Annotated in this window: 26 protein-coding genes; 17 read left to right on the forward strand and 9 right to left on the reverse strand. The window is 58.5% G+C overall.

What is annotated here, in order from left to right:
* Positions 1–10 precede the first annotated feature (10 nt).
* On the forward strand, positions 11–757 hold the full coding sequence (locus tag C1949_RS10875) for a DUF599 domain-containing protein (protein ID WP_104738505.1): 747 nt from the start codon (positions 11–13) through the stop codon (positions 755–757).
* Positions 754–1146, forward strand: a complete 393-nt coding sequence (locus C1949_RS10880; RefSeq protein WP_104738506.1) for an MAPEG family protein — start codon at positions 754–756, stop codon at positions 1144–1146. Before C1949_RS10875 ends, C1949_RS10880 begins: the two co-directional genes overlap by 4 nt.
* A gap of 51 nt (positions 1147–1197) precedes the next feature.
* Here C1949_RS10880 and C1949_RS10885 read toward each other — a convergent pair whose 3' ends face one another.
* Both C1949_RS10885 and C1949_RS10890 read right to left on the reverse strand, forming a co-directional pair.
* Positions 1198–1617: a hypothetical protein gene (locus C1949_RS10885; RefSeq protein ID WP_104738507.1), complete on the reverse strand. Its 420-nt coding sequence runs from the start codon at positions 1615–1617 to the stop codon at positions 1198–1200.
* A 42-nt stretch (positions 1618–1659) separates the two neighbouring features.
* Positions 1660–1851: a hypothetical protein gene (locus C1949_RS10890; protein ID WP_104738508.1), complete on the reverse strand. Its 192-nt coding sequence runs from the start codon at positions 1849–1851 to the stop codon at positions 1660–1662.
* A 149-nt stretch (positions 1852–2000) separates the two neighbouring features.
* On the opposite strand from C1949_RS10890, the gene C1949_RS10895 reads away from it, so the two are divergent.
* The 4 genes from C1949_RS10895 to htpG all read left to right on the forward strand — a co-directional run bounded on the left by C1949_RS10895 (position 2001) and on the right by htpG (position 5923).
* A complete protein-coding gene (locus tag C1949_RS10895; RefSeq protein ID WP_104738509.1) occupies positions 2001–2468 on the forward strand; it encodes a PaaI family thioesterase in 468 nt (155 codons plus the stop codon).
* A gap of 2 nt (positions 2469–2470) precedes the next feature.
* The gene (locus C1949_RS10900) at positions 2471–2911 is read left to right on the forward strand and encodes a PaaI family thioesterase (protein ID WP_373289811.1); all 441 of its coding nucleotides are present in this window, start codon (positions 2471–2473) and stop codon (positions 2909–2911) included.
* 27 nt (positions 2912–2938) lie between these two features.
* Positions 2939–3904 (forward strand): hypothetical protein, encoded by a 966-nt coding sequence (locus C1949_RS10905; protein WP_104738511.1) that lies wholly within the window; start codon positions 2939–2941, stop codon positions 3902–3904.
* A gap of 114 nt (positions 3905–4018) precedes the next feature.
* A complete protein-coding gene (htpG, locus tag C1949_RS10910; RefSeq protein WP_104738512.1) occupies positions 4019–5923 on the forward strand; it encodes a molecular chaperone HtpG in 1905 nt (634 codons plus the stop codon).
* Between the two features lie 93 nt (positions 5924–6016).
* Here the strand turns inward: htpG and C1949_RS10915 are convergent, their stop codons facing one another.
* Positions 6017–7447 carry an aldehyde dehydrogenase family protein gene (locus tag C1949_RS10915; RefSeq protein ID WP_104738513.1) on the reverse strand — a complete coding sequence of 477 codons (1431 nt, stop codon included), beginning with the start codon at positions 7445–7447 and terminating at the stop codon, positions 6017–6019.
* 334 nt (positions 7448–7781) lie between these two features.
* Between C1949_RS10915 and iscR the strand changes: the two genes are divergently transcribed.
* From iscR to C1949_RS10965, 10 genes are all read left to right on the forward strand, one after another.
* A complete protein-coding gene (gene iscR / locus C1949_RS10920; protein WP_104738514.1) occupies positions 7782–8264 on the forward strand; it encodes a Fe-S cluster assembly transcriptional regulator IscR in 483 nt (160 codons plus the stop codon).
* Between the two features lie 107 nt (positions 8265–8371).
* Entirely contained in the window at positions 8372–9808 is a 1437-nt protein-coding gene (sufB, locus tag C1949_RS10925; protein WP_104738515.1) for a Fe-S cluster assembly protein SufB, read from the forward strand.
* Positions 9809–9860: 52 nt separating this feature from the next.
* Positions 9861–10610 carry a Fe-S cluster assembly ATPase SufC gene (sufC, locus tag C1949_RS10930; RefSeq protein WP_104738516.1) on the forward strand — a complete coding sequence of 250 codons (750 nt, stop codon included), beginning with the start codon at positions 9861–9863 and terminating at the stop codon, positions 10608–10610.
* A 4-nt stretch (positions 10611–10614) separates the two neighbouring features.
* Entirely contained in the window at positions 10615–11922 is a 1308-nt protein-coding gene (sufD, locus tag C1949_RS10935; protein ID WP_104738517.1) for a Fe-S cluster assembly protein SufD, read from the forward strand.
* Positions 11915–13156, forward strand: a complete 1242-nt coding sequence (locus C1949_RS10940) for an aminotransferase class V-fold PLP-dependent enzyme (protein WP_104738518.1) — start codon at positions 11915–11917, stop codon at positions 13154–13156. The genes sufD and C1949_RS10940 overlap by 8 nt, the downstream gene beginning before the upstream one ends.
* A 12-nt stretch (positions 13157–13168) precedes the next feature.
* Positions 13169–13525, forward strand: a complete 357-nt coding sequence (locus C1949_RS10945; RefSeq protein WP_104738519.1) for a HesB/IscA family protein — start codon at positions 13169–13171, stop codon at positions 13523–13525.
* Positions 13526–13586: 61 nt separating this feature from the next.
* Positions 13587–14120, forward strand: coding sequence for a putative Fe-S cluster assembly protein SufT (sufT, locus tag C1949_RS10950; RefSeq protein WP_211287121.1), 534 nt, complete (start codon positions 13587–13589; stop codon positions 14118–14120).
* Between the two features lie 12 nt (positions 14121–14132).
* Positions 14133–14549: a SufE family protein gene (locus C1949_RS10955; protein ID WP_104738520.1), complete on the forward strand. Its 417-nt coding sequence runs from the start codon at positions 14133–14135 to the stop codon at positions 14547–14549.
* Between the two features lie 129 nt (positions 14550–14678).
* Positions 14679–15683, forward strand: coding sequence for a GGDEF domain-containing protein (locus C1949_RS10960; protein ID WP_104738521.1), 1005 nt, complete (start codon positions 14679–14681; stop codon positions 15681–15683).
* Between the two features lie 72 nt (positions 15684–15755).
* Complete coding sequence (locus C1949_RS10965) at positions 15756–16109, forward strand: YkvA family protein (RefSeq protein WP_104738522.1); 354 nt, start codon at positions 15756–15758, stop codon at positions 16107–16109.
* Between the two features lie 3 nt (positions 16110–16112).
* Here C1949_RS10965 and C1949_RS10970 read toward each other — a convergent pair whose 3' ends face one another.
* Positions 16113–16532: a DUF411 domain-containing protein gene (locus tag C1949_RS10970; protein WP_104738523.1), complete on the reverse strand. Its 420-nt coding sequence runs from the start codon at positions 16530–16532 to the stop codon at positions 16113–16115.
* A gap of 166 nt (positions 16533–16698) precedes the next feature.
* On the opposite strand from C1949_RS10970, the gene C1949_RS10975 reads away from it, so the two are divergent.
* Positions 16699–17856, forward strand: coding sequence for an ABC transporter substrate-binding protein (locus C1949_RS10975; RefSeq protein WP_170063058.1), 1158 nt, complete (start codon positions 16699–16701; stop codon positions 17854–17856).
* A gap of 9 nt (positions 17857–17865) precedes the next feature.
* Here the strand turns inward: C1949_RS10975 and C1949_RS10980 are convergent, their stop codons facing one another.
* From C1949_RS10980 to tolQ, 5 genes are read right to left on the reverse strand one after another with little or no spacing between them, the layout of a single operon-like run.
* Complete coding sequence (locus C1949_RS10980; protein ID WP_104738525.1) at positions 17866–18027, reverse strand: YqaE/Pmp3 family membrane protein; 162 nt, start codon at positions 18025–18027, stop codon at positions 17866–17868.
* 60 nt (positions 18028–18087) lie between these two features.
* The gene (locus C1949_RS10985) at positions 18088–20055 is read right to left on the reverse strand and encodes a PhoX family protein (protein ID WP_104738526.1); all 1968 of its coding nucleotides are present in this window, start codon (positions 20053–20055) and stop codon (positions 18088–18090) included.
* Between the two features lie 7 nt (positions 20056–20062).
* The gene (locus C1949_RS10990; protein WP_104738527.1) at positions 20063–20866 is read right to left on the reverse strand and encodes an energy transducer TonB; all 804 of its coding nucleotides are present in this window, start codon (positions 20864–20866) and stop codon (positions 20063–20065) included.
* On the reverse strand, positions 20863–21303 hold the full coding sequence (gene tolR / locus C1949_RS10995) for a protein TolR (RefSeq protein ID WP_104738528.1): 441 nt from the start codon (positions 21301–21303) through the stop codon (positions 20863–20865). The genes C1949_RS10990 and tolR overlap by 4 nt, the downstream gene beginning before the upstream one ends.
* A gap of 12 nt (positions 21304–21315) precedes the next feature.
* Positions 21316–21993 (reverse strand): protein TolQ, encoded by a 678-nt coding sequence (tolQ, locus tag C1949_RS11000; RefSeq protein WP_104738529.1) that lies wholly within the window; start codon positions 21991–21993, stop codon positions 21316–21318.
* Between the last annotated feature and the right edge of the window lie 43 nt (positions 21994–22036).

Consider the following 22036-nt stretch of genomic DNA (forward strand, 5'->3'; position numbering starts at 1 on the left):
AGGAGAGGTAATGCTGTCGATTCCGGATGCGGGAAGTGTTTGGATCAACCTGCTGGCGGTCAGCTGGTTTTTGCTTTGCTGGGTGGGCTACACCTTATATGCATTGCGCAAGGGCAGAGATACTGCTTGCCTTGCCAGTGTTTTGCATCTGTATCGTCGAGACTGGATGAACCGTTTGCTGATGCGCGAGCAGCGTATGGCCGATGCCAGCGTTATCGGCAATTTGGAGCGCAACACGTCGTTTTTCGCATCCAGTACGCTGCTGATTCTTGCCGGCCTGATCACCGTTATCGGGGCATCAGACAAGGCAGTTGTGCTGCTGCACGAACTGCCCTTTGTTGCCCAAGTGGGGCGCGAGATATTCGAGCTCAAGTTACTGGTGCTGACCGCGATCTTTGTCTATGCGTTTTTCACCTTCTCCTGGGGCATGCGCCAGTACAATTTTGCCTCGGTACTGCTGGGATCTGCGCCGCTGCTAGGTGAGAAGAATGTGACCGAGACAGAGCGCAACGCTTATGCCGAGCGTATGGCTCGGGTGTTGTCCATGGCCGGCAATGAGTTCAACCTGGGCCTTCGCTCATACTATTTTGCTTTGGGGACGCTCACCTGGTTCATCAATCCGCTGTTGTTCATTCTGACCGTCGCCGGTGTGGTGGTGGTACTGTATCGCCGTGAGTTTCATTCGGATGTGCTGCACATCATGATGTTCAGCCCGGCGCCGATACCCCCGTCTGCACAAATGGAGAAAACGGAATGAGTGTGCCTCTTTGGTGTTTGTTTATTGCAGCGTTGCTGCTGGTGTTTACCAAGGTTCCTGTCGCCATCGCTCAGGGCCGCTCAGGCAAGGGATATGACAACGCCCACCCGCGGGCGCAACAGGCGGCACTGACCGGGTGGGGCGCACGGGCTCTGGCATCTCATCAGAATATGATCGAGGGGTTTCCGTTGTTCGCAGCAGGGGTGCTGGTGGTTCTGGTAACAGGTACTGGCGGCAGCCTGGCCAACGTGCTGTGCCTGCTGTTTATTACCTGCCGGATAGCTTATAGCGTGCTGTATTTGATGAACCTGGCAACGCTGCGCAGTCTGGCGTGGATTGTCGGTTTTGTCTGCTGCCTGGGATTGCTGCTGATCCCTGCGCTGGGGTGAAAAGAGGGAGTGAAGGCAGGCATGCCGGGCGGCATGCCTGCGCCATAGAGTTTATTCCTCTACGGCTTTCTCCATCTCGTTTTTGGATTCGGTAGCCGCTTCCTGCACAGCGTCTGCCTTCTCCTCTACATAGTCGGAGGATGTTTCGTACGCCTGCTCGACATTTTCCTTGGTGGCGTCGTACGCCTGCTCTACGTTTTCCTTGGTCGCATCGTAGGCTTCCTCAACCTGCTCGCCAGCCGCCTCGACCTTCTCCTGCACTACTTCACCAGCAGTCTGCTCGTTGCCGGTCATCTCACGTGCCTTTTGCTCGGTCGCGTCGGCGACGTCATGAGCGGCATCGTTCATGCTCTCCACTGCTTCCGACATTGACTCGCGGGCGTCGTCCATCTTGTCTTCTGCACTTTCCTGGCAGCCGGCCATAAGACCTACGCCCGCCATCAGTACCATTGCGGCAGCTACTTTCTTCATTTGCTCTCTCCTTGATAGTCAGGGCGATACCTTTGCCCCTTCTTATTGTGCTTCTTGGGCTTTCTGTTCGATGGCCTCGCCAGTGCTTTCGACAGCGTCACCCATGCTGTTTACGGCATCCGACATTTCCTGCTTGGCGTCTTCCATCTTGTCTTCGGGCTCTTGCTGACACCCGGTTAGCCAAAGACTCGCAGTTAATGCCAGTGCTGCGGCAACATATCCTTTACGATTCATCTGAATACTCCTGCAGATCAGTGGATTCAAGGAGTTAGTGCTCACCGCCGGCGGCAAAGTTCAATCTGAGGCCAACTTATGGAGTCTAGTTCAGGTTCTGGGTACTATGCTCAGCCTTATTGACTAGCTACGCCAAGGTCACAGCGTTCATGAGCGAAATTGAACTGCGCGCGCGCAATTTTCTATCCGTGTTGCGTCACTGTCAGCATTTGCAGATAACGGTGGAGAGCGCCGACCAGAGCGGGCTTGTTCTGCGCCTTCCCTACAGCGAACAGATCGTTGGAAATCCGGTTACCGGCGTCATCCACGGCGGGGCCATTACCACGCTGATGGACACCTGCTGCGGTATCTCGACCGTCTGCTACCTGCCGGAGTTCGAAATCTGTCCGACGCTGGACCTGCGCATCGACTACATGCACCCGGCGGAGCCGGGTAAACCGATCTTCGGTTTCGCTGAATGTTATCGGGTAACGCCGACGGTCATCTTTACCCGTGGCGTGGCCTACCAGGATGATCGCGAGCAGCCGATTGCCCATGTGGTCGGCACCTTCATGCGCATGGGCAAGGCCGTTGATCAGGCGGAACTGGGCAAACAGATTGATCAGGGGGAAGCATGAGTCTGAGTGAGCAGCAGGTTCAGGAGCTTATTACCCGGTCCCACGAGACTGGCGACTACAGCGCGCTGGTTGAGCTGATTCCCTATGCCCGGATGATTGGCATGCAAGTGACGCGGCTGGGCAGCGAGGCTTTTTTTACGCTACCGCGTCAGGAGCTCAACATCGGCAACCCGGTATTGCCTGCGCTGCACGGTGGCGTAATCGCCGGATTCATGGAGCAGTCAGCGATGCTTCACCTGATGATGTTTATGAACAGTGAGGTGTTTCCCAAAATCATCGACTTCTCGGTGGATTACCTGCGCGCCGGGCTGTACCGTGATACCTACGCTACCTGCCAGGTTTGGCGTCAGGGTCGGCGGGTAGGTAACGTCGCTATCACTGCTTGGCAAACGCACTCCAGCGAACCGATCGCGACGGCGCGTGCGCACTTCAAACTGGACTAGATCGCTAATCGGAGAAGATCAGGCGACATGGAAGCCTTGTTGATTCTGGGGGGGATGGTTGCGCTAGCCGTATCCTGGGCGTGGTTGGTATTTGCCAGCCTGAGTCTGGGCCCGGGGCCTTTGATGGTCGCAACCTTGCTGCCAGTGATTACACCGTTGCTGCGTGGTCGCGGTTATCCCGTGTTGCCGCGGGTGTTGCTGGTTATCGCATTGGTCTCGGTCGTGGCCGGGGTGGGCTTGCTGTATCGTGATCAACCCGAACGCTTTGACCGCCTGTTGAGTGGTAACTGGGCGGAAACGCCTGCGTCGGCGGCGCTTAGCGGGACGCTCATGGGGCAACCCTTTGTGCCTGACAACGTCTACTGGCGTGGTGATCAACTGATTTTCGCCGAGACCGCGGCTAACCGGACTCTGCGTTCGCTGGTGGTCCGTTTTGACAAGGCACCTGCGCTGTTGCACGGCACGGCGATTGACCTGTTGCCCGGTGACGATGGTCCCTGGCCCGAGTTGGTTATTCAATGGTACACCGGTGCCCTGACAGCCCCCGGTCTGCGCCGTATCCCATCCGCTTACAGCCTGAGTATTGCTCTGGCTCCGGTAGGCGCTAGCAAAACTGAGATGACCGTTTATCTGCACTTGCCCGCAGACCATGCAACGCGCCTTGGTGGGCGGGTTCTACTGGATGGTCAGCCTGACTGGCTGGGCAAGTCACTCAGTGCGCCAGCGCCAGCGCCTGTCGAACCACCTCCGGTCGCGGTTGAACCTGCCGGATGGCGGGAGCTGAACCTGCAAACGTTGCTGGATAGCCCGGCACGCTTCATTGGCCGGTCCGCTCGAGTGCTCACTGTCACGGGGCGCAGCTACGAAGGTGTGTTGAAGGAGGTCACCGGTGATCGACGTATCGTTTTGTCGCTGCCACAGGGTGCCAATCAGGTGGACTTCCAGTTTCATCCTGAAGATGTTGTCCTGATCGAGACTCGCGCACGTCGCTGATGTGTACTGCCGTTTTTTTGCAGGGCCTTGAAAGTACTCAAATTGTCCCCATCTCTAGATGCATCGCCGGCCTGACCGGCTCGCCCTGAACTGCATCAATGGAGACACTTCGTTATGACCGTGGACGCTCATAAGGAAACACTCGGATTTCAGACTGAGGTCAAGCAACTGCTTCACCTCATGATTCATTCGATGTACTCGAACAAGGAAATCTTCCTGCGTGAGCTGATTTCCAACGCATCGGACGCGTCTGACAAGCTGCGCTTCGAAGCGATAGCCACTCCGGCGCTGCTGGAGAATCAGCCTGATTTGCGTATTCGTATCAGCGCGGATCCGGCAGCTAACACCCTGACGATTGAAGACAACGGGATTGGCATGTCCCGTCAGGAAGTCATTGACCATCTGGGCACCATTGCCAAATCCGGCACCGCCGCATTCATGCAGCAGTTGACTGGTGATCAGAAAAAGGACTCCCAGCTGATTGGTCAGTTTGGGGTCGGTTTTTACAGCGCATTCATTGTTGCCGACAAGGTAGAAGTCTTTACCCGTCGCGCGGGTCTGCCGGCGGAAGAGGGGGTGCACTGGGAGTCAGCCGGTGAGGGCGAGTTCAGTATCGCCACAATTGAGAAGCCCGAGCGCGGAACCCGCATTGTGCTGCACCTGAAAGCCGCTGAGAGTGAGTTTGCTGATGGCTTCCGTCTGCGTAATGTCGTAACCAAATACTCGGACCATATTTCCCTGCCGATTGAATTGCCTAAGCAGCACCACGGTGAGGAGAAGGATGCACCGACTGAGCCGGAATGGGAGAGTGTCAATCGCGCCAGCGCGCTCTGGACTCGCGGCCGTACTGAGGTCTCGGATGACGAGTACAAGGAGTTCTACAAGCACGTAGCCCACGACTTTGAGGATCCGCTGAGTTGGAGTCACAACAAGGTTGAAGGCAAGCTTGAATACACCAGTCTGCTGTATGTGCCGGGCCGCGCACCGTTTGACCTGTATCAGCGCGAGGCGCCGCGTGGCCTGAAGCTGTATGTGCAGCGGGTGTTCATTATGGATGACGCCGAACAGTTTCTGCCGCTGTACCTGCGATTCATCAAGGGTGTGGTCGACTCCAACGACCTGTCGCTGAACGTATCGCGTGAAATTCTGCAGAAGGATCCGGCCATTGATAGCATGAAGTCGGCGCTGACCAAGCGGGTGCTCGACATGCTGGAGAAAATGGCCAAGAAGGAACCGGAGCAGTACGCCACCTTCTGGAAAGCCTTTGGCAGCGTGATGAAAGAGGGTCCGGCAGAGGACTTTGGCAACCGTGAGAAAATTGCTGGCCTGCTGCGTTTTGCATCAACCGCGCAGACTGACGACAGTGAAGTGGTCAGTCTGGACGCCTACCTCGAGCGAATGGTTGAGGGGCAGGACAAGATTTACTACCTGACTGGCGAGCGTTACGCGCAGGTTAAGAACAGCCCGCACCTGGAGATCTTCCGCAAGAAGGGTATCGAAGTACTGCTGCTGACGGATCGTATTGACGAGTGGCTGATGAGCCACCTGAGCGAGTACAAGGGTAAGCAGTTTGTCGATGTGGCTCGCGGTGACCTCGACCTCGGCAAGCTGGAGGGTGAAGAGGACAAGCAGGAGCAGGAAAAGGCCGCTCAAGAGAAGGCCGATCTGGTCAAGCGCATCCAGGAGGTGTTGAAGGACGACCTGCAGGAAGTGCGAGTCTCCCATCGTCTGACCGACTCGCCGGCGGTACTGGTAATCAACGAGGATGATATGGGACTGCAAATGCGCCGCATCCTGGAGGCTACCGGGCAGAAGGCGCCAGAAAGCAAGCCGATCCTGGAGATCAATCCAGCGCATCCGCTGCTCGATCGTTTGGACGGAGAGCAGGATGAGGAACGTTTTGGTGACCTGAGTCGTATCCTGTTTGATCAGGCGGCGCTGGCGGCAGGTGAGTCGCTGAATGATCCGGCGGCTTATGTGCGACGTCTCAACGCGTTGTTGGTTGAACTCAGTCGGTAATCAGAAGGCGTGGGCGCTGCGGCGCCCACGTAGTGGCAATAAAAAAGCCTCTGCCCGTAAGGGCAGAGGCTTTTTGCTATCGGTACCGCAGGATCAGGCCTGGTTGTAACCGAAGATCGACTTGACCTCGAGGAAGTCTTCGAAGCCATAGTGACCCCATTCGCGGCCGACACCGGATTCCTTGTAACCGCCAAAGGGCGCACGCGGATCCAGTTGAGCGCCGTTCAGGTGCACCATGCCCGTGCGAATACGGCGGGCAACCTTGCGAGCGCGGTCCAGATCACTGGAGGAAACATAGCCGGACAGGCCGTAACGGGTGTCGTTGGCGATGCGTACCGCGTCGTCCTCGTCTTCATAACCAATGATCGACAGCACCGGGCCGAAGATTTCCTCGCGGGCGATGGTCATCTCGTTGGTGACGTGACTGAAGATAGTCGGCTTGACGTAATAGCCTTTGTCCAGACCTTCCGGGCGGCCAGGACCACCTGCGACTACCTTGGCACCTTCTTCGATACCAGCGGTGATCAGGTCCTGAATCTTGGTCCATTGGGCCTTGGAAACGACCGGGCCAATAACGGTGTCGGCTGCATTTGGATCGCCTGCCTTGACTTTGGCAACAGCGGCCTGGGCAATCGCCGCGACTTCGTCCATACGGCTGTTAGGAACCAGCATGCGGGTCGGTGCGTTGCAGGACTGGCCACTGTTGTTCATGCAGGACATGACGCCGTGGGCAACCATCTTCTCGAAGTTGACGTCGTCGAGTAGGATGTTGGCCGACTTGCCGCCCAGTTCCAGTGCAACACGTTTGATGGTTTGCGCGCCGTTGGTCATCACCTGACGACCAGCAGCGGTAGAGCCGGTGAACGACATCATATCGATGTCCGGGTGACCAGACATGGCAGCACCCACAGTCGGGCCATCGCCATTGACCAGGTTGAACACGCCGGCTGGTACGCCTGCTTCTTCCAGAATCTCGGCGAGAATCAGTGCCGACAGCGGTGCGACTTCAGAGGGTTTGAGCACCATGGTGCAGCCAGTTGCCAGCGCCGGTGCGATTTTGCACGTGAGCTGGTTCATGGGCCAGTTCCACGGAGTGATCAGGCCGCATACGCCAATCGGTTCCTTGGTTACCAGAGTGGTACCGATGGTTTCTTCAAATTCGAACTCCTTCAGTGCGCCAAGAGCGGTAACGAAGTGTCCCAGTCCGGACGGCGCCTGTGCAGCTTTCGCCAGTTTTGCCGGGGCACCCATTTCCTGGGAGATGGCAACGGCAACGTCGCCCATGCGCTTTTTGAACACCTCGATGATGCGCTCCAGCAGAGCAATGCGTTCTTCGCGGGTCGTGTTGGAGTAGCTGTCGAAGGCGGCTTTGGCGGCGGCTACCGCGAGATCAACGTCTTCCTTGTTGCCAAGCGCGATGGTGGCAACGGCTTCTTCGGTGGCCGGGTTGATGACATCCAGGGTTTGGGTGCCCTTGGGCGATACCCATTGACCGTTGATGTAGAACTGCTGGTGATGGCTCATTCTGCATGGCTCCTTGTTATAGGTGTGTCGAGGGAGGCTGATCGAGTCCAGCGTTTCTCCGGCAGTGTGCCGAAGCTGTGACGTCGGCTGAGCGCTGAGCGCTGAGCGCAGCGCGCAGAACTGAGTCGAGCCTCCCTGAGGCGATCAACGATAGCATTGTCGCTGGTGGCGCTTCAGCTGATTTCTTGTGAAGCAGTGTAATTGACGTTTTGGTGTTGCCTTTCGATACCGTGCGCATCGCTCTATAATACGGCGGCCGGCCAGGGGTAATACTTGACTGAAATGCTTGGATATTGCATAGTGCAGCGGTGAATTTATCCGCTCGAGAGCGTCTATGCGATTGACCACCAAGGGTCGTTACGCCGTTACAGCTATGCTGGATCTGGCGTTGCACGAGGACCAGGGCCCCATCACGCTGGCTGACATTTCCATGCGTCAGGGCGTATCCATTTCCTATCTTGAACAGCTGTTTGCCAAGCTGCGTCGCGGCAAGCTGGTCGAGAGTGTTCGCGGCCCCGGCGGCGGCTACAAGCTGGCAGGCGGGGCGGCGGCAATCAGTGTTGCGCAGATCGTCGAGGCAGTGAACGACTCGATGGATGCGACGCGCTGTCTGGGTAAGGGCGACTGCCAGGACGGCGCTGTCTGCCTGACCCACCATCTTTGGTCTGACCTGAGCGCCAGGCTGCGCCAGTTTCTCGATGAGATCAGTCTGGCCGATCTGGTTTCGCGCGAAGATATTCAGCGCGTCAGCTCGCGGCAGGATCATTGCGCTACCAACGTGCGTAGCAGCATCAGCGCGCTCGAGCGAATTATCTAAAGAGTCGTAGAACTCTCCACGCATGCAGCGCCACCGGGTGGACGCGTGCCTGAATCAAGAAGTGGCAGTCGCGCTATCAGCGTCGGCTGTAATATTGAGGTGATACCGTGACTGAAGAAGTCGAAAGCCTGATCAGGAAGGACTACGCGGCGGGGTTCCACTCGGCCATCGAGTCTGAAACCCTGCCTCCGGGGCTCAATGAAGACGTGATCCGTTTCATTTCGGCCAAGAAGGGCGAGCCTGAATGGTTGCTCGAGTGGCGACTCAAGGCATTCCAGTCCTGGCTGGAAATGGATGAGCCGACCTGGGCTCACGTGCATTACCCGGAGATCGACTTCCAGGCGGTGTCCTATTATTCGGCCCCGAAAAGCATGGACAGCAAGCCCAAGAGCCTCGACGAGGTTGATCCTGAGCTGCTGGCGACCTATGAAAAGCTGGGCATTCCGCTGCATGAGCAGGAAATGCTTGCGGGTGTTGCCGTTGATGCAGTCTTTGACTCGGTCTCCGTGGTTACCACTTTCCGCGAGAAGCTTTACGAGGCAGGCGTCATTTTCTGCCCGATCAGTGAGGCCGTGCACAAGTACCCAGACTTGATCAAACAGTACCTTGGCAGCGTTGTACCGCAGAAAGACAACTTCTATGCAGCACTGAACTCCGCAGTGTTCTCCGATGGCTCCTTCGTCTACATCCCCAAGGGGGTTCGCTGTCCGATGGAGCTGTCGACCTACTTCCGCATCAACGAGATGAACACAGGGCAGTTCGAGCGCACCTTGATCGTCGCTGACGAAGGCTCCTATGTCAGCTACCTGGAAGGCTGTACTGCGCCGATGCGTGACGAGAACCAGCTGCACGCCGCGGTTGTTGAGCTGGTCGCGCTGGATAACGCGCAGATCAAGTACTCTACCGTGCAGAACTGGTATCCGGGCAACGCGGAGGGTAAGGGCGGTATCTACAACTTCGTGACCAAGCGTGGCATTGCCCACACCAACGCGAAGATCTCCTGGACCCAGGTCGAAACCGGTTCTGCCGTCACCTGGAAGTATCCGAGCTGCATCCTCAAGGGCGACAACAGCGTAGGCGAGTTCTACTCGGTTGCGCTGACCAATAATTTCCAGCAGGCCGATACCGGGACCAAGATGATTCACCTTGGCAAGAACACCCGTTCGACCATCGTCGCCAAAGGCATTTCTGCCGGGCGCAGTGATAGCGCCTATCGTGGCCTGGTGCGTATCAACCCAGGTGCCGAAGGGGCGCGTAACTACACCCAGTGTGACTCGCTGTTGATCGGCGATCGCTGCGGTGCGCACACCTTCCCGTACATCGAAAGCAAGAACCCGAGCGCCGTCGTGGAGCACGAGGCAACAACCTCCAAGGTCAGTGATGACCAGTTGTTCCTGTGCCAGCAGCGTGGCCTTGACGCTGAGAAGGCGGTCTCAATGATCGTCAACGGCTTCTGCCGCGAGGTGTTCAAAGAGTTGCCAATGGAGTTTGCGGTGGAAGCCGGCAAGCTGCTTGAGGTCAGTCTCGAAGGTTCTGTGGGCTGATTGCCTGTTGGTGCAGCTCAAAACGGTTAAAGTAATTTATCAGGCATAAATGATGCTAAATATCAAAGACTTGTACGCGAAAGTTGAAGAGAAAGATATCCTCAAAGGCCTGTCCATCGAGGTCAAGCCAGGCGAAGTTCACGCCATCATGGGCCCCAATGGCTCAGGCAAAAGCACCATGGGTAACGTGCTTTCTGGTCGGCCCGGTTACGAAGCCACTGCCGGCAGCGTCACCTTCAAGGGGCACGACCTGCTGGAGATGGAAACCGAGGAGCGTGCACGTGAAGGTTTGTTCCTGGCGTTTCAGTACCCGGTTGAGATTCCCGGCGTCAGCAACATGGAATTCCTCAAGGCGGCGGTTGATGCCAAGCGCAAGCACCGGGGGCTGGATGAGATTTCCTCGGTCGACTTTCTCAAGCTGGCACGCGAGACCTGCAAGCGCGTCAACCTGGACGCCAGCTTCCTGAAGCGCGGCGTCAACGAAGGGTTCTCCGGCGGCGAGAAGAAGCGCAATGAGATCATGCAGATGATGCTGCTGGAACCGGATCTGTGCATTCTCGACGAGACTGACTCCGGTTTGGATATCGATGCCCTGCAAGTGGTTGCCGACGGCGTTAACGCGATGCGTGACGGCAAGCGCAGCTTCCTGGTGGTAACCCACTATCAGCGTCTGCTGGACTACATCGTGCCGGATTACGTGCACGTCCTGGCTGGTGGCCGCATCGTCAAATCCGGCGACAAGAGTCTGGCTCTGGAGCTGGAAGCCAAGGGTTACGGCTGGCTTGAAAGCGAGGTGGTCTGATCCGATGAGTGATTTTCAACAGACGGCCTTGCAGCTCGCTGCACAGCAACAGTCTCCCGAGTGGTTGGCTGACCTGCGCAAGCAGGGCGCCAGCACCTGGGCCGAGGCCAGCTGGCCGGGCCGCAAGACCGAAAACTGGAAGTACCTGTCGCTGGCTCCGCTGCAGCAATACTCGCAGCTCGATTGGGGTTCTACCTCGGACGCGCAGGCGCTGGCTGATGTCGAACAGCTTGAGCTGGATGCGACCCGTCTGGTGTTTATCAACGGCCGATTCAGTGCCGAGCATTCAAGCAGCTTGCCGACGGGGATTGTCCGTTTTGGTGAGGCTGACAGCGCCCAGCAGGCGTTGATTCGGCAGCACTTGGGGCAGGTAGTCGACAGTGATCGGCACCTGTTCGCAGCGCTCAGCAATGCCTGGGCTGCTGACGGTGTGCTGGTGCATGTCGGGCGTAATCAGCGCCTGGAAAAACCGCTGTACGTTGTCAATATCAGTACGCCACAGCGTACACCGGTCGCTGCCAGTCAGCGCCTGCTGCTGGTGCTGGAAGACAACGCCGAGGCTGAACTGATCGAGCATTACGCATCAGATGTGCATGCGCAAAACGGCTTTGTAAACAGCCTGACTGAAGTGGTTGTGGGCAACAATGCGCAAGTGCAGCACTATCGTATCAACCTGGAGCAGGAAGACCTGCTGCATGTTGGTGGTGTGCATGTGAACCTGCAGCGTGATGCCCGTTTCCACGGCTTTACGCTGGCTCAGGGCAGTCGCCTAAAGCGCATCGACTATCAGGTCAACATGCTGGGCGAAGGTGCGCACCTAGATCTGAACGGCATCTACCTGCCGCGTAACCGCCAAGTCATCGACTATCACACCAATGTTGAGCATTGCGTGCCACATTGCACCAGCAACGAGGTGTTTCGCGGCATCATCGGTGACTCGGCGAAGGCCGTATTCAATGGCCGCATTCACATTCATCCGCAGGCGCAGAAGACGCTCGCTGAACTCAGCAACAAAAACTTGCTGACTTCGCGCTCCGCCGAGATCAATACCAAGCCCGAATTGGAAATCTACGCAGACGACGTGCGCTGTGCCCACGGTGCAACCATCAGCCAGCTGGATGAGACGTCGCTGTATTACCTGCAGAGTCGCGGTGTATCCAAGGCCGATGCGATCACTATGCTGAGCTTTGGCTTTATCAACGAACTGCTGAGTCAGGTACCGGAACAGGCTGTGCAGGATTACCTGCGTCCTCGCCTGGTCTCGCTGTTCGGTCAACCCAGCGAGATGGTAGGGCAGCTTGGCTATGAATGATCTCACGAAGCGGCTACCGTTTGACGCCGAGCGTGTGCGTGCCGATTTCCCGATTCTGAATCAGGAGGTCAACGGCCACCCGCTGGTGTATCTTGATAACGCCGCGACTACCCAGAAACCGCGCGCGGTCATTCAGGCCCTGGTTGACTATTACGAGCAGGACAACAGCAACGTCCACCGTGGTGCGCACGCGCTGGCGGACCGGGCGACGCAGAAGTTTGAGGCTGCGCGAGTCAAGGTCGCCGAGTTTATCAACGCGCCTGAAGCGCGCCAGGTGATCTGGACTCGCGGCACCACCGAGAGTATCAATCTCGTGGCCGCCAGTTGGGGGCGAGCCAACCTCCAGGCGGGAGATCGGGTGCTGGTCTCGGCGATGGAACACCATTCCAACATCGTACCGTGGCAACTGGTGGCGGCGGAGAAGGGGGCCAGCGTTGAACCTATTCCAGTGGACGCCAACGGCACGTTGGACCTGGCGGCGCTGGAAACAATGCTCGATGAGCGTGTCAGGATGGTTGCCTGTGGCCACGTTTCCAATGCCTTGGGCACCGTCAATCCGGTTGCCGATGTGGTGCGTCTGGCCCACGCGGTGGGCGCGCTGGTCTTGATTGATGGTGCGCAGGCCGTCAGTCACTGGCCAGTGGATGTTCAGGCGCTGGATTGTGACTTCTACGCTTTCTCTGCACATAAGCTGTTTGGTCCGACCGGCCTCGGCGTGCTGTACGGCAAGCGTGATCTACTGGAGGCCATGCCGCCCTATCAGGGTGGTGGCGAGATGATCGAGACCGTGAGTTTCGCCGGCACATCCTTCAACCAGCTGCCCTACAAGTTTGAGGCGGGTACTCCGGATATTGCGGGGGTGATCGCCTTTGGTGCCGCCATCGACTATCTGAACCAGCTGGATCGCGCCGGGGCTGCAGCCCATGAACAGGCTCTGCTGGACTATGCCGAAGAGCGCGCACGGGCAACCCCCGGTGTTCGCCTGGTTGGCACTTCTGCACACAAGACCAGCGTGATGAGCTTCCTGCTGGAAGGCGCGCACCCTAATGATGTCGGTATGCTGCTGGATCAGCAGGGCGTGGCGGTTCGCACCGGTAACCACTGCGCGCAGCCAATCATGGAGCAGCTCGGTATTCCGGGCACGGTGCGGGCCAGTTTGGCTTTCTATAACACCCGTGCAGATATAGACAGGCTGTTTGAAGCGCTGGAAAAAGTACGGCAGTTTCTGATTTAAGGAGTACTGCAGATGAGCGTTGAATCCTTTGATCCCAAACAGCAGGCGGTTACGGTTACTCCGGCTGCATTGGCACATTTCCGTCGTCAGCTGAGTGGTCAGCAGGGCAAGGCTGTCCGTCTTAGCGTGAAAAAGAGCGGTTGTACCGGCTTCATGTACGCCATTGATCTGGTGGAGCAGGCGAGCGATAGCGACCTGCACTACCAGCTTGACGATCAGGTCGAGTTGCTGGTGGACGGCAACAGCCTGCAGGTACTCTCCGGTACCGAGATTGACCTGGTCCGCGAGGGCATCAACCAGCAGATCAAGTTCATCAATCCTAACGTCAAGGACGAATGCGGCTGCGGCGAGAGCTTCAGCGTCAACTGATCATCTGTCCTGTTCACGGCTCGCCTGCGGGGGCGGGCCGTTATCTTTTCGAGGAAACCCGATGGAACGTCGCATGGTGGTAGCCCGGGCCGATTGTCCGGCACGCCGAGTTCCCGATGGAACACCCCTGACCATCCCCAAAGATACCTTCGTGACTATCACCCAGGCGCTTGGCGGCAACTACACTGTGACCTACAACGGTCAGATGGTGCGTGTTGATGGCACCGATGCCGAGGCGCTTGGGCTGGAGCCCGAGCTGCTGTCCTTCCCGGAGCCAGTCGATGAACAGATTCGGGAGGAGCAAGTCTGGGCCGCCCTCAAGACTGTCTACGATCCGGAAATTCCGGTCGACCTGGTCAATCTGGGGCTGATTTATGATGTCGCCGTCGACCAGTCTGCCCACAAGGTGACCATCCAGATGACGCTTACCGCGCCCGGCTGCGGGATGGGAACGGTACTGGTTGGCGACGTCGAGTATCGCGTCAAGCTGGTGCCTAACGTCGACGAGGTCAAGGTTGACCTGGTGTTCGATCCACCCTGGCAGCGGCATATGATGAGCGAAGAAGCGCAGCTCGAAACCGGCATGTTTTTCTGAGGACGGCAGCACATGAGTCGATTTGGTACGGAAATCACCAGTGAGGATATCGTTGATACCCTGTCGTTTTTCGACAGCTGGGAAGACCGCTACAAGTACATCATTGATCTGGGCAGGGAATTACCCGAGCTGGATCCGAGCCAGCGTACTGAAGAAAACCTGGTGCGTGGATGCCAAAGCCAGGTCTGGCTGGTCAGTCGCCGCGACGGTGACAGGCTGTATTTTGACGCTGACAGCGATGCCTTTATCGTCAAGGGGCTGCTTGCTGTTGTCCTTGCAGCGTATAACGGTAAGCGTGTCGAGGAGATTCGTGCCTTCGACGTTGAAGCCTACTTCACTCAACTGAACCTGCTCAAGCACCTCAGCGTGACCCGTGGCAATGGCCTGCGGGCGATGGTTCAGCGTATCCAGGCTGCAGCTGCAGCCTGAGCGTTATGCCTGTCGCTTACGTGACGGTTGTGCTTGACTGAGACAACAGCTATGGTCGCGTCGCGACCTGTCCCGCAGGCTTGATGTCGTGCGGCAGACTATAAAAATAACAACATAAGAGTTTTCTGAATGCGCACCTTCTGGTCCAGACTGAGGGATGACTTTCAGTTGTCCATCATTACCCTGGTCGGTGTCCTCGCCGTTCTGGGCGTGACTCCCTATGCCGTCTACCGGTTGGGTGAACGCAATTGGCTGGTGGGGCTTACCGATACCTTTCTCGTCAGCAGCACGCTGATGGCGGTGCTCTACGCCTGGCGTACCGGCGATACCATTCGGCCCGGACAATTTCTTGCTGCCATTTACTCACTGGGCGCATTTCTGGTCAGCATCAAGCTGGGTACCAACGGCGTGTTCTGGATGTACGTCCTGATTCTGTTCAACTTCTTCGTGGTTCCGCCGCTGCAGAGCGTCATCGTTACTCAGGTGACGTTGGCCGCGGTGTGCCTGTTTGGCTGGCTGCATCCGGGGCAGGTGTTTGCGAGCGGCTATCAGATGGGCTCGTTTATCGTGACTTATGAACTGGCCAGTCTGTTTGCCTTTGTGTTCGCCTTTCGTGGCAGGGCGCAGCGCAAACAGCTTTCCCAGTTGGCGACGGAAGACCCGCTTACCGGCATAGGGAACCGCCGGACCATGGATCGCGAGCTGGATATTGCACTGGCTGACAGCAAGCGCTATGACCTGAGTTTTGGCTTGCTGGTGATGGATCTGGACCACTTCAAGCAGATCAACGACCAGTTTGGCCATGCGGCCGGGGACGATGTGCTGGTTCGCTTTGTGCGCCTGGTCAGCGATGCCTGTAGGGCCTCAGACCGCTTGTTTCGTCTCGGGGGTGAAGAGTTCGTCCTGCTGGTTCCGAAGGTTGACGATGCGGGGCTATCCGGGATCGCGAAGAAGATCCAGCAGTGCGTGCGTGAAGGATTGAAACGCCCCGATGGTAAGCCTGTCACGGTGTCTATCGGTGGTTGTTTGCTGGGTGCCCACGCGGAGCGCGAGCACTGGCTAAAGGAGGCGGATGAATGTCTCTATGCGGCAAAGGATGCCGGCCGTGACTGCGTGGTTATTGCGGGTCGCTGATGTTCATCAGCTTGCAGCTGATCGGCAGCCTCTCTACTATCGGCTGATATACGTGGTATGGAGGGTAACCCCATGAAAGCAACCTTTACTGATCGCGAGTTCTGGAGAAAGCTGAGTTCTCATGCGCGGCTGGCAGGACGTGAAGTCGTCGAGAAGGCGCTGTGCCTCTATTATGCTGCGCGTCGCCCGGAGACACCTGCGTGGGCTAAAGCGGTCATCGTCAGTGTCCTGGCGTACTTCATTGCTCCGCTGGATGCGATCCCGGACTTCACGCCGCTGCTCGGTTTCACCGATGATCTGGGCGTGTTTGCCAGTGCGCTGGCGATGGTTGCGATGTACATCGACAGCGATGTGCAGGCCGATGCCCGACGCCGTGCAGACAGCTGGTTCGGCCCGTTCATCGAAGAGGTTGATGAGGCGCGTTGAGCGTCAATGCTCGCTGTAAACGCGCTGGCTGCCATCAGCGCCAACCGCGATGACGTGGTAGGCGTCGTGTCGGTCTCCCATCTCCATTCCTGGTGAGCCGACAGGCATGCCCGGCACTGCAAGTCCACGCAGGTCGCTGGTGTCGTCCAGGGCCAGAATGTCGCTGGCTGGCACGTGGCCCTCGATAAAAATCCCTTTGTAAACGGCGGTATGGCAGGAGCGCAGGGCTGGTGAAACGCCCAGTTCCTGCTTGAGTGCGACTACCTGCGAAGTTACGTGGTCGGTGACTTCGAAGCCGTTTTCTTCCAGGTGCTCAATCCAGGCATGGCAGCAGCCGCATGATGGGTCACGGTACACGTCTATTTCGGCCGCCTGGGCGACGCTGGAAAGCAGCAACAGACCGCCAGCAAACAGTTTTTTCATTTCAGGTTCTCCTGCTCGTTCTGACTTGCGACGCTGCGCCAGGCTAGCTGCTCTGGTACCATTGCGGCGCTTGAAGGGGAGGCTCGAGACTATCCGTTTGGCGCTTGGGTGTCACCCTGAGGTTCTGTTCAAACCTGCATGCGGTCGTTGCACCATGTTTCCTGGCGTGTCCAGTCTGTTTAATTACCTGTATTACCAACGCTATTACCGCCGTTGCGGCTCGCTGGCTTTGCTGTGTCTGCTGCTAGCACAGCCGGCGGTGGCGATGCAGGTCGTCTTCATCAGCCCGGGTAAGTCCAACGAACCCTTCTGGGTCGATGCTGCGGAAGGGTTGCAGCACGCGGCAGGCAGTCTCGGCATTGAACTTGAAATCCTCTATGCCGAGCGCAATCACTTGGCCCAGCTCAGCCTCGCCCGTGAAGTGGTCGGGCGGCCGGCGGAGCGGCGGCCGGATTATCTGTTGGTTGCTGCAGACAAGCAGACATTACCGGGCCAGCTTGAGATTGCCGAGCGCGCTGGTGTTCGTGTTTTTTCTGCCTACAACGGGGTGCAGGACGCTGAGCGGGGCATGCTCGGTTATCCGCGAGAGCACTTGCACTACTGGTTGGGAAGTTTGGTGCCAAACGCACAAGAGGCGGGGTATCTGACTGCACAGGCTCTGATCAGGCAGGGGCTAGCCCAATTTCAGTCGCCAGACGAAGCGATGCTGGAGATGCTGGCTATATCCGGTGATCGTGCAACCGACAGCTCCCGGCGACGTACCTACGGCATGGAGCTGGCGGTTGCCGAGTATCCGCAGGTGGCACTGCGTCAGACGGTCTATGCTGACTGGCAGCGAGATATCGCTCGCTATCAGACGCCGATTCTACTCAAACGCTACCCTCGTACCCGGCTGCTCTGGACGGGTAGCGACCTGATGGCCTTCGGCGCGCTGGAGGCCATTCGTGGTGCGGGGCTCAAGCCCGCCCGTGACCTTCTGGTATCAACCGTCAACATGACCGAGCGCGCCACCAGATCGTTGCTCGACGGTGAGTTGCAGTCTATGGCTGGAGGGCACCACCTGGCGGCAGCCTGGGCGCTAGTAGTCTTGTACGACTATGACCACGGGGTTGATTTTGCTGAATCAGAAGGGCTTGAGATGGAGCGCAGTATGTTTGCGCTCTTTGACCCGCAGATGGCAGAGGTATACCTGAATTATCTTGCCGCTGGGCGGCCACAGGTCAACTATTGCCGTTTCAGTAAGGTCTGCAATCCTGCGCGTAAGGAATATGACTTCTCCATTCGTGGCTGGCTGCAGGCCGCAGAAGCGGCCGCCAGTCCATGATGCTTTGGGTTAGTCGCGTTTGGCGATGATCCACACCGCATGCACGATGCCGGGAATATAGCCGAGCAGTGTCAGTAGGATGTTCAGCCAGAAGGCGCCGCCAAAACCGACTTGCAGGAAGACACCCAGCGGTGGCAGCAAAATGGCGATCAGTACGCGAATCAGATCCATGCTTTGGTTTCCTTTTGTCCAGGAGTTTCATGAATTCTGACTCGCTAGCTGCCTGATCGTTCAGCCTCCGATGACGCCGCCGTCTTCCCGCCTGATCATCACTGTGGTGGAGCGGGGGCGGGTTATTCCATCGCTGGCCGGGTAACTGATGCCCGGGTGCTGCACGTTAACCCACAGGGTGCGGGCATCGGGCGTCCAGGTGATACCGGTGATCTCGGCGCCGCGCGGCCCGACAAGGAAGCGCCGTATTTCGCGGCTGACTGGGTCTGCGCAAAGCATCTGGTTACAGCCGATGTCGGCGGTATAGTGCGTGGTTTCATCGGCGTCGGTCAGAATCCACAGGCGACCGTCCGGGTCGAAGGCCATGCCGTCCGGCGATGAAAACAAGTCACCCTCGATGTTGCCGATGCGATTGGCGGGAACACTGCCATCGCTTTTCTGGCGCTCTCCAGCCAGTACAAACAGATCCCATTCAAACTCGGTTGCCCATGGATCGGCTCCGGCTTCGCGCCAGCGCAGGATCTGGCCGTGGACGTTTTCCTCGCGGGGGTTGGCCGCATCGGTTGGATCGGTTTTACCGCGCTCGGTGTTGTTGGTCAGGCTGACATACATTTCGCGCGTTTGCGGATGGGCGGCGACCCACTCCGGCCGGTCCATCGGGGTCGCGCCTATCGCATCGGCCGCGCCACGGGCGTTCAGCAGTACGGCATGCTGGTCAGCAAAGCCATTCTCTGGTGTCAGCCCCGGCGCGCCCCAGCGCAAAGGCAACCACTCGCCACGGCCGTCAGCATCAAAGCGGGCGGCGTACAGAGTGCCACTGTCTAGCAGATCGCGGTTGCGGTCGATGTCGCCCGCTTTATAAGGCTGCTCGGGGAGGAACTTGTAAACGTACTCACCGCGCGCATCATCACCGGAATAGACCGCCATATGACCACGCTCGTCGACGACGCAGGTGGCGCACTCACGGCCCAGGCGTCCCATTGCTGTGCGCTTGCGTGGCTTGTCGTTGGGGTTGAACGGATCGACTTCTACCACCCAGCCAAAGCGGTTTGGCTCATTGACGTGCCCCTGATACGGGCGATCTGCGCCCGGTGTGGCGTTAAAGCGCGGGTCCACTGATTCCCATGCGTAGTACCGGCTGCTGCCACTCAGGCCGATACCGTAGCGTTTGTGGGTCGATCGGGTGTTGTAGTCCGCCTCGTCGCGGTTCACAAAGTAGTTGTGAAAGTTCTCTTCGCAGGCCAGATAGGTTTGCCACGGGGTGGCGCCCATCGAACAGTTGTTGATGGTCCCTAGTACCTCCAGCCCTGATGGATCGCTCTCTGTGCGCATTGCCGTATGACCGGCAAGGGGGCCGCTGATAGTCATCGGAGTGGTGGCGGTAATGCGCCGGTTGAATTTCGAATCTGCGACCCGCTGCCACTGGCCGCTGGCGTCGCGGCGGATCTCGATAATGCTCAGGCCGTGGGCAGCCATCTCCTTGTACACCTGCTCGGCCGGGCGGTCTCGGCTATTGTCCTCTCGCTGTGTGAACTGCATGCCGTTGGGGTGCAGGGTTGGGTTGACGTACTCGTGATTAACGACCAGCAGGCCATGCTCGTTGGGCTGGTCGGCAAAGGGAAAGTAATGCATGCCGTCGTTGTTGTCGCCAGCCTGCATCAACTGATCCTCCCAGCTGTCGCTGGCGTCACTCCGCCAGGCTGGAGCGCCCGGCAGTACGGCGTCACCCCAACTGAAGAAGGGCGTGGCGCGATAGCCGGACGGGACAATTACACTATCAAATGAGCTTGAGGTTTGTGCTGCAACGCTTTGAAATCCAAGTAAAGAGTTACGTATTTCTTTCTGCTCAGAGGTGCAGGCGCTGAGCAGCGACGGTAGCAGGCTGGCCAATGACGCAGCGCCTATTCCTTTGAGCAGGGTGCGCCTGTTGACCGCAACGCTGGCGAGATCGGCTGCCCGGCTGGGGTTGATGCGTTGGTCGTCGACCGCTTCCAATTGACGGTGAAACTCGGGGTTTTGCCAGCTCATATTTGACTCACTGTGACAGGCGGTAGCGGAAGGTGTTGCGCACCCCGGTAACCGCTACAGGCTGGCCATTGACCAGCCTTGGTTGATAGATGAAATCCTTGGCAGCAGCAAGCGAAGGCCGAGCGAACAGCGGGTTGTCGCATGCCCCGCTGACCAGTCGCGGGTTGTCGACGCGGCCGTTGGCGTTGACGTCGTATTCAACGGTGCAGTCGCCTTCCAGCCGCTGGGTTAGTGCACGTCTGGGGTAGTCCGGCTCGGGCTTGCTTAACGGCAGATATTGGCGTTGCGCTGCGGCGCGTTCGGCGGCCGCTGCGGCTGCAGCATCTGCGGCTGCCTGTTGGCGCGCAAGCTCATCCAGCCGCTGCTGTTCAGCAGCAGCTTGGGCGGCGAGCCTCTGCTGTTCGGCGCGCTCCTGTTCCCGTTCAAGGGCTTCGCGGCGCTGCTGTTGTTCGCGCTCCTGTCGCTCGGCCAGGCGCTTGCGAGCGATGGCTGCCTCGTCGACCACCGGCTTGGGTGGCGGCGCCTCTACAACTGGCGTCGGTGGTTCCGGTGCCGGCGGGGAGGGCGCTGTAACCGGGGCGACGGTTGGTTCAGGGGCGGGCACCGGCAACGTCACCAACTGCGTTCGTATGCTGGTTTGTTCTGCAGGTACCGGCGAGCGGGTTGGTTCCCAGCCGGCCCACAACAGTCCCGCGACGGCAGCGTGCAGCGCCAGCGTCGTCAGCAGTGGTGCTGCAATGCCGCGGTTTGACTCGCTCGGTACCGAACTGCGTTCCTGCAGCAGCATGAGGGGTGGAGTTGCTGCGCTCATGGGGCTTCCGTAATCAGACCTAGTTGGCTGATGCCTGCCTGTTGTAGCGCGGCCATGCCTGCGACCACGACTCCGTACCCCGCACCCGCGTCGGCACGGATGAATACCTGAGTGTCCGGCTGGGCTTGGATTGCGGCGCTCAGTTCGCGGGTAAGATCTTCCAGGCTGGCGCTGCTGTGCTGGTAGTCGTCGGTCCGCACGCTCTCGCCCATGTTCCAGTGGTAACCGCCCTCGGCATCAATGGACAGGGTGACGACGGACGACGGGTTTTCCGGCTCCAGTGCTTCGGCGGCGACCTTGGGTAGTTCGATCTGTACGCCTTGGGTCATCATTGGTGCGGTGACCATGAAGATCACCAGCAATACCAGCATGACGTCGATATACGGCACCACATTCATTTCAGCTTTGGGCTTGCGCTTGATTCGGCCTGCTCGCATTTCCATGGCTGCTTACCCCGCGTGTTGGCTGTGCAGACGACGGTGCAAGATGGCGCTGAACTCATCGGCGAAGTTGTAGTAGTGCCCAAGCAGGTTTTCGCTGCGGGTACTGAAGCGGTTGTAGGCAATCACCGCGGGGATGGCCGCAAACAGACCGATCGCTGTGGCAATCAGCGCCTCGGCAATGCCCGGTGCAACGGTCGCGAGGGTGGCCTGCTGTACCTGCGACAGGCCGATGAAGGAGTTCATGATGCCCCAGACCGTGCCGAACAGGCCGACGTATGGGCTGACCGATCCGACGGTGGCGAGGAACGGCAGGTGTCGATCCAGACGTTCTTCTTCGCGCGAGATAGCGACCCGCATCGCGCGTTGTACGCCCTGCATGACGGCCTCGGGTTCGCCATCACCGCGCTGGTTGAGCTGGCGGTACTCGTTGTAGCCCGCGCGGAAGATCTGCTCTACGCCGGGTGCGCTGGTTTCTGCGTTGTAAAGCTGCGCAAGCTCGGTGCCGGACCAGAAGCGGGCTTCAAACTGCTTTAACGCGTTTTGCGCCTGGGCAAACAGACGGCCGCGCTGGGCGATGATAAACCAGGTGGCCAGCGACGCCAGCAGCAGCGTCAGCATGACGCCTTTGACCAGCAGGCTGGCTTCGAGTACCAGCGACCAGATGGTGTGATCGGTTGTGGACATATTTACCTCACTGCCGGCCCCGTGAGGCCGGTCTTGTCGTGCT

The organism is Halopseudomonas oceani, assembly GCF_002903165.1.
GTDB classification, from domain to species: Bacteria; Pseudomonadota; Gammaproteobacteria; order Pseudomonadales; family Pseudomonadaceae; genus Halopseudomonas; species Halopseudomonas oceani.

What these genes read in the sequence shown, in the direction of transcription:
- sufD (WP_104738517.1), top strand. Translation starts at nt 10,615, where the DNA reads ATGAGTGATTTTCAACAGACGGCCTTGCAGCTCGCTGCACAGCAACAG.
- C1949_RS10965 (WP_104738522.1), top strand. Translation starts at nt 15,756, where the DNA reads ATGAAAGCAACCTTTACTGATCGCGAGTTCTGGAGAAAGCTGAGTTCT.
- C1949_RS10890 (WP_104738508.1), bottom strand. Translation starts at nt 1,851, where the DNA reads ATGAATCGTAAAGGATATGTTGCCGCAGCACTGGCATTAACTGCGAGT.
- C1949_RS10960 (WP_104738521.1), top strand. Translation starts at nt 14,679, where the DNA reads ATGCGCACCTTCTGGTCCAGACTGAGGGATGACTTTCAGTTGTCCATC.
- iscR (WP_104738514.1), top strand. Translation starts at nt 7,782, where the DNA reads ATGCGATTGACCACCAAGGGTCGTTACGCCGTTACAGCTATGCTGGAT.
- tolR (WP_104738528.1), bottom strand. Translation starts at nt 21,303, where the DNA reads ATGCGAGCAGGCCGAATCAAGCGCAAGCCCAAAGCTGAAATGAATGTG.
- C1949_RS10980 (WP_104738525.1), bottom strand. Translation starts at nt 18,027, where the DNA reads ATGGATCTGATTCGCGTACTGATCGCCATTTTGCTGCCACCGCTGGGT.
- htpG (WP_104738512.1), top strand. Translation starts at nt 4,019, where the DNA reads ATGACCGTGGACGCTCATAAGGAAACACTCGGATTTCAGACTGAGGTC.
- C1949_RS10895 (WP_104738509.1), top strand. Translation starts at nt 2,001, where the DNA reads ATGAGCGAAATTGAACTGCGCGCGCGCAATTTTCTATCCGTGTTGCGT.
- C1949_RS10945 (WP_104738519.1), top strand. Translation starts at nt 13,169, where the DNA reads ATGAGCGTTGAATCCTTTGATCCCAAACAGCAGGCGGTTACGGTTACT.
- C1949_RS10880 (WP_104738506.1), top strand. Translation starts at nt 754, where the DNA reads ATGAGTGTGCCTCTTTGGTGTTTGTTTATTGCAGCGTTGCTGCTGGTG.
- sufC (WP_104738516.1), top strand. Translation starts at nt 9,861, where the DNA reads ATGCTAAATATCAAAGACTTGTACGCGAAAGTTGAAGAGAAAGATATC.
- C1949_RS10990 (WP_104738527.1), bottom strand. Translation starts at nt 20,866, where the DNA reads ATGAGCGCAGCAACTCCACCCCTCATGCTGCTGCAGGAACGCAGTTCG.
- C1949_RS10905 (WP_104738511.1), top strand. Translation starts at nt 2,939, where the DNA reads ATGGAAGCCTTGTTGATTCTGGGGGGGATGGTTGCGCTAGCCGTATCC.
- C1949_RS10915 (WP_104738513.1), bottom strand. Translation starts at nt 7,447, where the DNA reads ATGAGCCATCACCAGCAGTTCTACATCAACGGTCAATGGGTATCGCCC.
- C1949_RS10985 (WP_104738526.1), bottom strand. Translation starts at nt 20,055, where the DNA reads ATGAGCTGGCAAAACCCCGAGTTTCACCGTCAATTGGAAGCGGTCGAC.
- tolQ (WP_104738529.1), bottom strand. Translation starts at nt 21,993, where the DNA reads ATGTCCACAACCGATCACACCATCTGGTCGCTGGTACTCGAAGCCAGC.
- C1949_RS10885 (WP_104738507.1), bottom strand. Translation starts at nt 1,617, where the DNA reads ATGAAGAAAGTAGCTGCCGCAATGGTACTGATGGCGGGCGTAGGTCTT.
- C1949_RS10955 (WP_104738520.1), top strand. Translation starts at nt 14,133, where the DNA reads ATGAGTCGATTTGGTACGGAAATCACCAGTGAGGATATCGTTGATACC.
- sufT (WP_211287121.1), top strand. Translation starts at nt 13,587, where the DNA reads ATGGAACGTCGCATGGTGGTAGCCCGGGCCGATTGTCCGGCACGCCGA.
- C1949_RS10940 (WP_104738518.1), top strand. Translation starts at nt 11,915, where the DNA reads ATGAATGATCTCACGAAGCGGCTACCGTTTGACGCCGAGCGTGTGCGT.
- C1949_RS10875 (WP_104738505.1), top strand. Translation starts at nt 11, where the DNA reads ATGCTGTCGATTCCGGATGCGGGAAGTGTTTGGATCAACCTGCTGGCG.
- C1949_RS10970 (WP_104738523.1), bottom strand. Translation starts at nt 16,532, where the DNA reads ATGAAAAAACTGTTTGCTGGCGGTCTGTTGCTGCTTTCCAGCGTCGCC.